General features: G+C 70.6%; 9 protein-coding genes. 3 read left to right on the forward strand and 6 right to left on the reverse strand.

Translation table 11 applies throughout. From position 1 onward, the window contains the following. Positions 1–10: 10 nt before the first annotated feature. The 3 genes from ABD284_RS07200 to ABD284_RS07210 all read right to left on the reverse strand — a co-directional run bounded on the left by ABD284_RS07200 (position 11) and on the right by ABD284_RS07210 (position 3,142). Positions 11–1,363 (reverse strand): HD-GYP domain-containing protein, encoded by a 1,353-nt coding sequence (locus ABD284_RS07200; protein WP_344141734.1) that lies wholly within the window; start codon positions 1,361–1,363, stop codon positions 11–13. Positions 1,364–2,213: 850 nt separating this feature from the next. Beyond that, the gene (gene rsrA, locus ABD284_RS07205; RefSeq protein ID WP_344141735.1) at positions 2,214–2,501 is read right to left on the reverse strand and encodes a mycothiol system anti-sigma-R factor; all 288 of its coding nucleotides are present in this window, start codon (positions 2,499–2,501) and stop codon (positions 2,214–2,216) included. Further along, positions 2,498–3,142 (reverse strand): sigma-70 family RNA polymerase sigma factor, encoded by a 645-nt coding sequence (locus ABD284_RS07210; protein WP_344141736.1) that lies wholly within the window; start codon positions 3,140–3,142, stop codon positions 2,498–2,500. The genes rsrA and ABD284_RS07210 overlap by 4 nt, the downstream gene beginning before the upstream one ends. Positions 3,143–3,589: 447 nt before the next feature. On the opposite strand from ABD284_RS07210, the gene ABD284_RS07215 reads away from it, so the two are divergent. The 3 genes from ABD284_RS07215 (at position 3,590) to ABD284_RS07225 (ending at position 7,955) form a co-directional block, all read left to right on the forward strand. Then, positions 3,590–4,408 carry a class I SAM-dependent methyltransferase gene (locus ABD284_RS07215; protein ID WP_344142017.1) on the forward strand — a complete coding sequence of 273 codons (819 nt, stop codon included), beginning with the start codon at positions 3,590–3,592 and terminating at the stop codon, positions 4,406–4,408. Between the two features lie 146 nt (positions 4,409–4,554). Next, positions 4,555–6,201, forward strand: a complete 1,647-nt coding sequence (locus ABD284_RS07220) for a LuxR C-terminal-related transcriptional regulator (protein WP_344141737.1) — start codon at positions 4,555–4,557, stop codon at positions 6,199–6,201. A gap of 329 nt (positions 6,202–6,530) precedes the next feature. Next, positions 6,531–7,955 carry an FAD-binding oxidoreductase gene (locus ABD284_RS07225; protein ID WP_344141738.1) on the forward strand — a complete coding sequence of 475 codons (1,425 nt, stop codon included), beginning with the start codon at positions 6,531–6,533 and terminating at the stop codon, positions 7,953–7,955. 816 nt (positions 7,956–8,771) lie between these two features. Here the strand turns inward: ABD284_RS07225 and thiC are convergent. From thiC to ABD284_RS07240, 3 genes are all read right to left on the reverse strand, one after another. Continuing rightward, the gene (thiC, locus tag ABD284_RS07230; protein WP_344141739.1) at positions 8,772–10,442 is read right to left on the reverse strand and encodes a phosphomethylpyrimidine synthase ThiC; all 1,671 of its coding nucleotides are present in this window, start codon (positions 10,440–10,442) and stop codon (positions 8,772–8,774) included. A 361-nt stretch (positions 10,443–10,803) separates the two neighbouring features. Beyond that, the gene (locus tag ABD284_RS07235) at positions 10,804–11,691 is read right to left on the reverse strand and encodes an SOS response-associated peptidase (RefSeq protein WP_344141740.1); all 888 of its coding nucleotides are present in this window, start codon (positions 11,689–11,691) and stop codon (positions 10,804–10,806) included. Positions 11,692–11,755: 64 nt separating this feature from the next. Further along, positions 11,756–12,238, reverse strand: a complete 483-nt coding sequence (locus ABD284_RS07240; protein ID WP_344141741.1) for an OsmC family protein — start codon at positions 12,236–12,238, stop codon at positions 11,756–11,758. Positions 12,239–12,400: the final 162 nt, after the last annotated feature.

Raw genomic sequence — 12,400 nt, forward strand, 5'->3', positions numbered from 1 at the left:
TCCTCGGTGATCACCGCTCGGCCTCCCGCACCACGCGCAGCGGGACGCTCGGGTCGTCGTGGTCCTGCTGGGCCACCACGGCCGAGCCGTCGCCCGGCGGCTCCACGGCGTCGGGCAGCTCCCAGCCGTCGCGGTCGACGGCGGTGATCAGCGCCGCCACCATCGCCGGGTCGAACTGGGTGCCCGCGCCGCGCCGCAGCTCGGTGAAGGCCTCCTCGACGGTGCGCGCCTTGCGGTAGGAGCGCGTGGAGGTCATGCAGTCGAAGGCGTCGGCGACGGAGATGATCCGCCCGAACTCGGGGATGTCGGTACCGGCCAGGCCCATCGGGTAGCCGCGCCCGTCCATGCGCTCGTGGTGGTGCATGATCCCGCCGAGGGCCTCGTCCAGGAAGCCGATCTCGCGGACGATCTCGTAGCCGCGCATGGGGTGCAGCTGGATGGCGGCGAACTCCTCCTCGGTGAGCTTGTCGGGCTTCTGCAGCACCTTGGTGGGCACGCCGAGCTTGCCGACGTCGTGCAGCATCCCCGCGTAGCGGATGGTCTGCACGCGCTCGGCGGGCATGCCCAGCTGCTGGGCGATCATGCCCGCTCCCTTGGACACGCGCATGCAGTGCCCGCGCGTGTAGTAGTCCTTGGTCTCGACGGCCTGGCACAGCGTGGCCAGGGTGGCCTCGTGCGCGCGCTGCTCGGCCAGGCACTGGTCGAAGGCCCAGCGGGCGATGAACAGCGGGAGCAGCACCAGCAGGATCGCCGGCGCCCCGATCACCCCCCACACCACGGCGATGAAGAGCCCGAGCATGCCGTAGCCCAGCGACGCCAGCTCCAGGGTGGCCAGCGTGCGCCAGCGGACGCGCCGCGGCGGGGCCAGGCGGACCTCGCCCAGGCACCACATCAGCAGGCCCACCAGCACGGAGTTGCCCACGCCGTAGACGACGAGCGCCGCGCAGAAGGGCACGAGTATCCACGGGAAGTCGGCGCGCTCAGGCGGGCCGACCTCGCCGCCCAGGGCCAGGAAGGCGTGCCCGGTGGCGTAGCCCACCAGAGCGAGCTGGCCGCCGTTGAACATCCGCTTGACGACGTTCTGGCGGCGCAGCACGAAGGGCGCCGAGCACAGGGCGCCGGCGGCCGCGCCGACCGGGCCGACCAGTACGACCGCGGCCAGCGACGCCGCTGCGCCCGGCGAAACCCCCGCTTTGCCGTTGTGCATGGTGGTGCTGATCGACTCGGTGACCACGTAGAGCACCACGACCAGCGCGAGCGTGGCCGGGTCGATCCCGGTGAAGGGGCCGAGCCCGACCACGGCGAGGGCGCTGAGGAACACGAGCCCGATGTAGAGCCGGGCCGCTCCCGGAAGGGCACGCAATTCCTGGTACCTCCCACCCCAAAGCCGACCGAACCACCATGGTTTCATCGATTCCGTTCTACCACCAGCACCACCCGTTCACGCAGGCCAGTGCCCCGGTCGTGATGATTCCCTGATGCACCATTTCGGAAATGAGCCAACCCACGGCAGCCCCCCTGTTTTCCGGTCCGTACACCCATCCCGGCCCACGTAGCCGGGAACCCCCGGGTGCGCTGTGCGAATTACCCCATACGGTGGATATGGCGACCAGTTTAACGGCCCGCGCGAGGGGCCTGATTTCCCTGACCCGATCCACGGACCTCTGCCGACCGCCCACTGGCAAACCGTTTTCGGATTACGGAATTCCGAAGGAGTATCGTAGTCGCACCGATTACTCTCCGACATCAGCCGAACACCGGCGAACCGAGCGTGTGCACGCCGCAGTACCGGGACTTCCGAGCACCTTTCCGACACCTGTCACCACCGGCGATCACATAACGTGATCACCATGGCACAGCATTCCGTATATCGTCTACAGTGGAATGCGACCATTTCTTGACCTGAATCCCGGCGGCTCCGGGCGTGTCGAGCCGCGCGCGCCGCCCACACGCACCCGCCCGGCGACCAAAACCCGGTTCTCGGCGGATCCCGCCGATTCGCGGGCGGCGGTTTCAGCCCCTCACGGCGGAAAACACGCGAGTCCGGCGGCTGGACGCACCGGCCGCCGGACTCGTCGCAATTCACGACTTCCGCGGCTTTTCGCGAATGCAGAACTTGTTCGATGCACCATCGGCCGCGTTGTCGGGTTGAGCGGGGGGCAGGGCCCGATGCCCTGCGGCCCGAGGGGCCCCCGGCCCGCTCGCGCAGTCGCCTAGTCGGCCTCCGCGCCTTCGCGCACCTGGAGGTCGGAACGCGCCGCCTCGATGCGGTGCAGCACCTTCGAGCGCAGGTCACCGGGGACCGGATCGGCGCCGCAATGTTTGGCCACCAGCTTCTTGACGACCTCCTCCAGACCGTACTCGGCCAGGCACGGGCCGCACTCGTCGAGGTGCTCGCGGATCTCGGCGCAGTTGCCCTCTTCGAGCTCCCCGTCGATGTAGGAGTAGACCTTCGCCAGCACCTCGCTACACGGGGTAGCGTGCTCTCCTCCGCAGCTCATCGCTGGTCCCTCCGACTCGACCCGCTGTTGGACGCCTCTACCGCGATACCCTCGCCGTCCGCCGAATCCAGGATTCCGCGCTCCAGCGCGTACTCCTCCAGCATCGAGCGCAGCTGTCGCCTACCGCGGTGCAGCCGCGACATCACGGTGCCGATCGGGGTGTCCATGATCTCGGCGACCTCCTTGTAGGCGAAGCCCTCGACGTCGGCGAGATAGACGGCGATGCGGAAGTCCTCGGGCAGATCCTGCAGTGCCCGCTTGACGTCGGTGTCGGGCAGGTGCTCCAGCGCCTCGGCCTCGGCCGACTTCAACCCGGAGGAGGAGTGCGACGCCGCCTGCGCGAGCTGCCAGTCCTCGACGTCCTCGGTACCGGCCTGCCGGGGCTCGCGCTGCTTCTTGCGGTAGGAGTTGATGAACGTGTTGGTGAGGATCCGGTACAGCCAGGCCTTGAGGTTCGTCCCCTCCTTGAACTGGTGGAACGAACCGAACGCCTTGGCGAACGTCTCCTGGACGAGGTCCTCGGCGTCGGAGGGGTTGCGGGTCATCCGCAGCGCCGCCGAATAAAGCTGGTCCAAGAACGGAAGCACGTCCCGCTCGAACCGAGCGCCCTGCTCGTCGAGTGTCTCCTGGCCCTGATTCAAGCCCGCCTGCCTCCTTGTGCTGGCCTCCCGTGGGGCAACCGTAGCCTCACGATACGACGCCGCACCCGCGGAGGGCACATCGCCGGGCGGCGAGACGCCCGTGCGCGCTTCGTCTAAGTCACAGGTAGCAGTAGGCATTGACCTGCCTTTGTTCTCCTCGTCTGGCCGCAGGAGCCGGAATCCGGACCCGGAGCGCCGCGGCGTGTTTCCGAGTTCCGCATCCGGCCTGCCGGGTAGTGATGTGCATGCCAACAACGCCCCGCCCCGGCTGATTCCACCGGTCGGGCCGGTTGTGCGCGGCACACAACCGCCGTTTCGGCGTACCCGTGGGGGTGACCCGTGCAAGAGTGAGGGTAAAACCCTCAACACAGACGTGGGAGAGGAGCATGCGTGCGACCGTCCTCCAACTCCGCGTCCCGCCCGCCGGAACACGAGACCGCCGAGGCCGTGCCTGACTCCCGCACAGCGCGTTCGGCCGCCGCGCACTTCGCGACCAGCGACTCCCTGTCCGCCTACTGGCGGTTCTACTGGGCGGTGGCGGACGCGCAGCTCGCCCGATGGCTGCCCGAGGAGCCCGGGCGCATCCTCGACCTGTCCGGACCCGACTTCCGCGGCGCGCCGCGGGCGGTGGCCGACGGGCACGACGTGGTCACCCTGCTGCCTTCGGCCGACCTCCGGCCGCGCCGCCAGCTGACCCTGGTCAACGGGCACGTGCCGGCGGCGCGGCGGCGCTCGCCCGGGCGCCTGCACCCCGTGGTCGGCGACACCACCTTCCTGTCGGGGTTCACCGGCGGCGCCTTCGACGGGGTGCTCGCCGACAACCGGGTGCTGTCGCGCCACCTGGCCACCGAGGCCTCGCTGGGCGAGATCGCCCGCGTGCTGCGGCCGGGCGGCCGGGTGCTGCTGTGCGTCGACTCGGTCGTGCTGGGCATGGCGCTGCTGGCCGAGCAGGACTGCTGGCCCGAGCTGAGCTTCGCGCCGCGGGCCGACGTGCTCCTGGTGCCCTGGCCCGACGGCTCGATCACCAGGTGCTTCACCGCCGAGCAGATCGGCGAGGTCGTCACCGACGTCGGCCTGGAGCTCGACTGGATCCGGCCGCGGACCGTGCTCTCGGCCTCCACAGTCGAGATGATGCTGGCCCGCGACTCCCAGGCGCTGGGACGGCTGGTCGACATGGAGCTGCGGGCGGCGGAGTCCGACGACTACGTGGGCGTGCACCTGCTGGCGAGCGCCCGCAAGCCCGGCCCGGCCCCGCAGCCGCGCTGAACGCCCGCCGCGCTTGCGGCTCAGGCCGTGACCGCTGGAGCCCGGGGCGCCTCATCGGACCGGCGGGATGCCGGCTCCGGTTCCCCGCGTGTGCCGTGAACAGCACATACGCTGCGGTTACGGACTCACCGTCGGCGGGAGCGCTCATGGGCACCGTTGATCCACGCAGGCAGGGGCGGGACGCGTACGAGCGGCTGGCATGGCGCGAAGCGTACGAGGGTTTGTCGGCTGCCGACCGGCAGGCCCCGCTCATGGCCGACGATCTCGACCGGCTGGCCCGGGCGGCGTATCTGATCGGCGCCACGGACGTGGCGACCGGGACCTGGGAGCGGGCCCATCACGCGTTTCTGGACCGAGGGGAAGTGGCGGGGGCTGTCCGGTGTGCGTTCTGGATCGGGCTCACGCTTCTCCTTCGCGGCGAGCACGCCCGCGGCGGCGGATGGCTCACGCGGGCGCAGCACATCCTTGAGGATGCGGCGCTGTGCTGCGTGGAGCGGGGCTATCTGCGTGTCCCCGCGGCGCTGCGGGCTCTGAACGGCGGCGATGCCGAGGCGGCGAAACGTTCGTTCGTGGAGATCACTGAGATCGCCGACCTCTTCGACGACACCGACCTGCGGGCACTGGGGAGCCTGGGGCGCGGCCAGTCGCTGATGGCGCAGGGCCGGGCGGCACAGGGCGTGGAGCTGCTGGATGAAACGATGGTGGCGGTGACCACCGGAGAGGTGTCGCCGATCACCGCGGGCATCGTCTACTGTGCCGTGATCCTCGCCTGCCGCGGAATCTACGACCTTCGTCGCGTGCAGGAGTGGACGGAGGCGCTGAGTCGCTGGTGTGCCACACAGCAGGACCTTCAGCCGTACCGGGGCCAGTGCCTGGTGCATCGTTCGGAGATCATGCAGCTGCGGGGTGACTGGGCCGACGCCATGGACGAGGTATGCCGGGCGTGCGAGCACCTGTCCACCTCGCACGGCGACCCGGCGCTGGGCATGGCCCTGTATCAGCGTGCCGAGCTGCTCCGGCTGCGCGGCGAGTTCTCCCAGGCCGAGCGCTACTACCGTGAGGCCGGGGGCCGGGGGCATTCAGCGCAGCCGGGACTGGCTCTGCTCAGGCTGGCACAGGGCCGGCTGGACGACGCTGCCGCTGCCATCCGCCGGACCCTCGTGGAGACCGAGGGACTGGAGGAGCGGCCCGGTGTACTGGTCGGCTCCGTGGAGATCGAGCTCGCCGCCGGAGGCGTCGAGGACGCTCAGCAGGCAGTCGACGAGCTCGACAGGATCGCCGCCGGCTTCGAATCGCCGTACCTGCGGGCGGTGGCAGCGTACGCGCGCGGGTCCGTGCTGCTGGCCGCCGGTGCCCCGGAGGCCGCGTGCACGGCTCTGCGCCGGGCGTGGACAGCCTGGCACGGGAACGAGGCTCCTTACGAGGCGGCACGGGTACGGGTGGAGTTGGCGCGGGCCTACCGCCAGGTCGGCGATCGCGATACGGCCGAGATGGAATTGGAGGCCGCCCAACGGGTCTTCGCGGAACTCGGCGCGGCGCCGGCGCTGGAGCAGGTGCGGGAGCTGAGGGGCACAGCGGGCCGGGCCGCGCCCCGGAGCCCGGAAGGGTTGACCCCCCGCGAGATCGAGGTGCTCCGCCTGATCGCGACCGGGGCATCGAACCGGGTTATCGCGGACCGTCTCGTGATCAGCGACAAGACGGTCGCCCGGCATGTGAGCAACATTTTCACCAAGCTCGGCGTCTCCTCGCGCGCCGCGGCTACGGCGTACGCATACGAGCACGACCTGGTATAGCGCCGTACCCGGCCGCCTGCGCAGAAATACCCACGCGGCGCGCGCACCCGAATTGGTCGACTCGACCGATGCGGAGCCCGCTGCCGACCTCGGACCCTTGGCTTGTAAGCGCCGTTGAACGCAGGCCGACGATGACCTCTCGGGACAAGGCGATGCGACCGGTGCGGTCCGCGGGTGGCGGGCAGACGACCAGCTGCCGGCTGCCATGCCGATGGCCGAGCGGTGGGTCGGGCTGCCCGCGTCCGTGGTAGAGGACTGCCGCTACGCGCGGTCGGGACATCAAGGAGCAGAGGGGCGCTGGAAGAGGGGAAGTCGCCATGAAAACGAGAATGTTCGAGGTCGCCGGACTCGAGGGCGAGCGCGTCGGCCTAAGCGCCGCCCGGATCGAGCAGCTCGGCGCCCGGCTTGCAGGACCGCTGCTCACGGTCGGCGACGAGGGCTGGGACGAAGCCGTCGAGGTCTGGAACGCCATGGTCACCGCACGTCCGGCGCTCGTCGTCCAGCCGGTCTCTGCCCGCGACGTGGCGATGGTCGTGCGTTTCGCCGCGGACCACGGCGTCCTCTTGAGTGTCAAAGGCGGGGGCCACAACATCGCCGGCACGGCACTCGCCGACGGTGGGCTGACTCTCGACATGTCGCGCATGCGCGAGGTGGCTGTCGACCCGTCCGCGCGGCTCGCGCACGCTGGTCCGGGATGCCTGCTGCGGGACGTCGATCGGGCGACCCAGCAGCAAGGTCTGGCGACGGTGCTCGGCTTCGTGTCCGAGACGGGTGTCGCCGGCCTCACCCTCGGCGGCGGATTCGGCTATCTGACACGCCGGTTCGGCTGGGCGGCCGACAATCTGCAGGAGGTGGAGGTCGTCACGGCGGACGGAACGATCAGGACCGCGAGCCGGACGGAGAACCCGGACCTGTTCTGGGCCCTGCGCGGAGGAGGCGGCAACCTCGGCGTCGTCACCCGATTCACCTTCCGTCTGCACGAGGTCGGCCCCCTCATCACCGGAGGGCTCGCCGCATGGAGCGCCGACCGGGCGGACGAGGTGCTCAAGACGTACCAGGAGCTCACCGCGTCCGCTCCCCGGGAGCTGACGGCAGCGGTGATGATCCGGCTTGCGCCGCCGGCTCCGTTCGTCCCGGACGAGTGGCACCTCAAACCCGTCGCCGGGCTCCTCGTGTGCCACAGCGGCAGCGCTGCCGAGGCCGAAGCCGATCTCGCTCCGCTGCGCGCCCTCGGCGAGCCGATCTTCGACCTCATCGGTGAGAAGCCCTATGTGGCCCAGCAGTCGATGTTCGACGAGATGGAGCCCAAGGGGCTGAACCAGTACTGGAAGACCGAGTTCCTGCCCGGCCTGCCGGACGAATACCTGCCCACGTTCCGGGACGCCGCGCTCGACGTCGCGTCGCCCTTGTCGTTCTCCGTCGTCTTCCACATCGCCGGCGGGCTGAACGAGTCGGATGACGGCGGCGCTGTCGGGAACCGGGAAGCCCGGTTCATCAGCGGCTTCTCCGGGGTATGGCCGCCGCACGCCGACGGAGGCCGCATCGTGGACGCGGTCCGCAGGGGCTGGGAAAGCATCCGGCCGTTCTCGACCGGCGGGAACTACGTCAACTTCCAACTGGCGGAGGACGACGCCGACAGAACGGCCGCCGCCTACCGGGCCAGCTACGACGGTCTCCGGAGGGTTAAGGAGCGGTACGACCCCGACAACCGCTTCCGCGTCAACCGCAACATCAGTCCCCGAAAAGGAAGCTAGTGCCGCGCCGGCGGGGTGCCCTCCCCCTGGGCCTCGCGCCCTCCGGGGAGGGTTCCTCCTTGTCCTTCGTCAAGCGGTGGCTGGGGTGCGGGGTTCGTAGAAGGTGCTGTCGCCGAGCATGGCGAAGAGGACGCTGATGCGGTACCGCCCGGCTTGATCGCCCGGGAACCACCGTTCGAGCGCAAGCGGACCTCCGCTTACGACAGCTCCCCCATCAGCCCCGGCGAGAACGTTTCGTTCAACGGAGGCTACGGAGGAGTTGAGCCCTCGTCCGTAACACCGATGAAAAGCCGTTTCGGCCAGAGGTTGAAGGCCACTTCGATCAAGCACATTGGGAATGTGCGATGGCCGGGGCGGCACCGACACCGGCAGCTCTACCACCGCGCGTACGGGAACGCGCGGACGTGCGGTCCGCAATCGCCAACCACGACTTCGGCGAGGTCTTCAGTCTCGCCAGGCTCCACGGGAACGTCGGCTTCGCCAAGATGGCCGAGGCCATCGGCTACAAGCGGGAGCACATCGGCAAGATGCCTCGGCCGTACACCGACGGCAAGGGCGTTCGCCCGCGAACAACCCGGTTCCACAAGGATCCGGACGTGGTGGATGGTCTACGCATCCCCGGTCCCGGTACCCGCGTGAGGCCGCCACGCGCGACTTCCACGAGCAGGTCGCGGCCGTCAATCGGGGTGCAGACAAGCAGGGCCTTCCGTTCCGGCCCCCGACGACCGACGATCCGGGCCCCGCTCGTATCGGAGAGCGGGGCCCGGACCTATGTGATCGTGCTGTCCCGACGGGTTCACGATCCGATCGTGGGGGTCAGTCCGCCATCGGCAGGTAGACCCGCTTGCCGCGGTCGGCGAACTCCTCGGACTTGTCCCGCATGCCCTTGTCGATGGCGGCCACCGTGGACAGGCCGTTCTCCTCGGCGTACCTGCGCACGTCCTGGGTGATCTTCATCGAGCAGAACTTGGGACCGCACATCGAGCAGAAGTGCGCGGTCTTCGCGGGCTCGGCCGGCAGCGTCTGGTCGTGGAAGGACTGGGCGGTCTCGGGATCGAGGGCCAGGTGGAACTGGTCCTGCCAGCGGAACTCGAAGCGGGCCGTCGACAGGGTGTCGTCCCACTCCTGTGCCCGGGGGTGCCCCTTGGCCAGGTCCGCGGAGTGGGCGGCCAGCTTGTAGGTGATGACGCCGGTCTTGACGTCGTCGCGGTCGGGCAGGCCGAGGTGCTCCTTGGGGGTGACGTAGCACAGCATCGCGGTGCCGTGCCAGGCGATCTGCGCCGCACCGATGGCCGAGGTGATGTGGTCGTAGCCCGGCGCGATGTCGGTGGCCAGCGGGCCCAGCGTGTAGAAGGGGGCCTCCCCGCAGAGCTCCTCCTCCAGCCGCACGTTCTCGGCGATCTTGTGCAGCGGGACGTGCCCGGGGCCCTCGATCATCACCTGCACGTCGTGGGCGCGGGCGATGTGGGTCAGCTCGCCCAGCGTGCGCAGCTCGGCGAACTGGGCCTCGTCGTTGGCGTCGGCGATGGAACCGGGCCGCAGACCGTCGCCGAGCGAGAAGGTGATGTCGTAGCGGCGGAAGATCTCGCAGAGCTCCTCGAAGCGGGTGTAGAGGAAGCTCTCCTCGTGGTGGGCGAGGCACCACGCCGCCATGATCGAGCCGCCGCGCGAGACGATCCCGGTGACGCGGCGGGCGGTCAGCGGGACGTAGCGCAGCAGCACCCCGGCGTGCACCGTCATGTAGTCCACGCCCTGCTCGGCCTGTTCGATGACGGTGTCGCGGTAGATCTCCCAGGTCAGCGAGGCGGGATCACCGTCGACCTTCTCCAGGGCCTGGTAGATGGGCACGGTGCCCACCGGGACCGGGGAGTTGCGGATGATCCACTCGCGGGTCTCGTGGATGCGCTTGCCGGTGGAGAGGTCCATGATCGTGTCGGCCCCCCAGCGGGTGGCCCAGACCATCTTCTCGACCTCCTCGGCGACCGACGAGGTCACCGCGGAGTTGCCGATGTTGGCGTTGACCTTCACCAGGAAGCCCTTGCCGATGATCATCGGCTCGGACTCGGGGTGGCACCGGTTGGCCGGGATGACCGCCCGGCCGATGGCCACCTCGGAGCGCACGAACTCGGGGTCCATCCCCTCGCGCGCGGCGATGTAGCGCATCTCGGGCGTGATCACGCCGGCCTTGGCGTAGGCCGCCTGGGTGACCGCGCCGTCCACCGGTTCGCGGTCGCGGACCCACTCCTCGCGCATGCGCTCCAGACCGGCGTGGACGTCGATCCCGGGCGCTGCGTCGGTGTCTGTGTAGGGGCCGGAGGTGTCGTACAGGTCGATGTGGCTGCCATTGTCCAGACCCACCCGCCGGTGCGGGACGCGCAGCGTCCGTGCGGAGTCGGGGTCGGTGACCTCCCGGTAGACCTTCTGCGATCCCATGATGGGGCCGGAGGTCACGGTGGGCTGGACACTACGGTCGTCGAGCGCCGTCAAGGCACGCCTCCCTACGTCGGAATTACCCGAACAGGTTCTGCGGTCGGCGGCACCCGCCCCGTTCTCGGAGCAGCCGCCCTCTCAGCCCGCCATGGCGCGAGCTCCCGCGGTTGGTGATGGTGCCGTCGGATCGGCCGAAGGGGCGATGGCCCCGCGGCTCGACGCGACGGTGTCGTCGGTGTCGTTGCCTTTGTCGCGAACACGGATGCCGCACCGTCGTCACGGTGCACCGCCGACCCGCGTCCGGCCCGGCGGCGATCCGGTGATCGGGGCCACCCTACCCACGGGGGGCGCGCCGGTTCCAGGGGCGGCGGCCCGCCGTCCGGTCGCGGGCGGTATCGGTCCGCCCGGCCGGAGGGGGTCAGAACAGCGTCGCGCCCGGGTCGCCGGCGGGTTCCGGCGGCTGGGGCTCGGGGTCGAGCAGTTCGGGGCCGTTGTTGCGGACGCTGTTGACGGCGGTGCTGACCGGGGTGACCGAGAACTCCCGCACCGGGGTGGCCGCGAGGGCCTGGTGCAGGTCGTCGGGCCCGGAGGCCGGGTCGAGCCACACCTGCCACAGTTGCGGCGGGACCACCACCGGCATGCGCTCGTGGATGCCGCTCAGCTCGGGCGCCGCCTGCGTGGTGACGACGGTGCAGCTCCACAGCCACGCCGCGGGGTCGCCGTCGGGGCGCGTGGGGTCGCGCCAGCGCTCGAAGAGCCCGGCGAACGCGAGCGGGGAGCCGTCGGCGTAGCCGATGGCGTAGGGGCGCTTGCGCGACCGGGCCTTGCGCCGCTTGTGGCCGGCGTCGGTGACCGGCGAGGTTCCGGCCTCGGTATCGCCCGGCCGGTCCTCGGGCAGGAGCTGCCACTCGTAGTAGGCGTCGGCGGGGATGAGGCAGCGCCGACGGGCGAAGGCGTTGCGGTAGGCGGGCTTCTCGGCCGCGGTCTCGCTGCGCGCGTTGATCATCTTGTAGCCGACGTTGGGGTCCTTGGCCCAGGACGGCACGAGCCCCCACCGCATGGTGCCCAGGGTGCGCGGCCCGCGGTACCCGGTGCCGGCGGCGGCCTCGCGCGGCGGGGTGCCCAGCACCACGTACACGGACTTGCCGGGGGCGACGTTGTAGTCGGGCGCCAGCTCCTCCAGCGGGGGCCGGGCCCGCGGGTCGGACGCGCCGTCCGCCGGGGCCGCGCTTTCGTCGGCCTCGGGGAAGTCGAACGCGAGCTGGAGCTCGTGCTGGTTGCGGGCTTGAGCGTATCGACCGCACATGCGAGCAAGCCTAGCGGCGGGCGCCGACATCCGGGGCGCGCGCGGTGCGCGCCCGCCCTCGCGCTCACGCGCCGCCCGCGACGCGGATCTCCGGCTCGTTGCGCACCGGGAAGTTCACCGAGCGCGCGATGAAGCACTTCTCGTGCGCCTTCTCGTGCAGGCTCCGCGCGGCCTCGGCCATGCCCGCCTCGGCGACCGTGACCACGGGGTGCAGCACGGCCTCGTCGAACTCGCCGGAGCCGTCGCGGTGGGTGGTCATGGCGGCCGTCGCGGTGTCGGTGTAGGCGACGACGTCGACCCCCGCCGCCGGCGCCAGGGCGAGGTAGGAGAGCATGTGGCACTCGCTCAAGGCGCTGACCAGGAGGTCCTCGGGATTCCACCGCGCGGGGTCGCCGCGGAACGCGGAGTCGGCCGAGCCCTTCAGCACGGGCCTGCCCTCGGCCTCCACGTCGTGGGAGCGCTCGAAGGAGCGGTAGCCGGTGGTTCCCTCGCCTGTGTTGCCCGTCCAGCGGACGCTGACCCGGTAGTGGTGGACCTTGTCGGCCATCTGGGCCTCCTCTGCTCGCGTGCGCCGCCGGCGCGGCGCTGCTGTCGGCGCGGCGGGGCGCGCCCTCCTCCGGCATCCTCCCCCACGGCGTCCGGGCGTCCCCGTCCGTCCCGCCCGGAACCGGCTTCAGCGGCGCCGCGCCCGGCGGCGCGGTCCGCGGGT

Origin of the sequence: Streptomonospora arabica, assembly GCF_039531585.1 — a bacterium.
GTDB classification, from domain to species: domain Bacteria; phylum Actinomycetota; class Actinomycetes; order Streptosporangiales; family Streptosporangiaceae; genus Streptomonospora; species Streptomonospora halophila.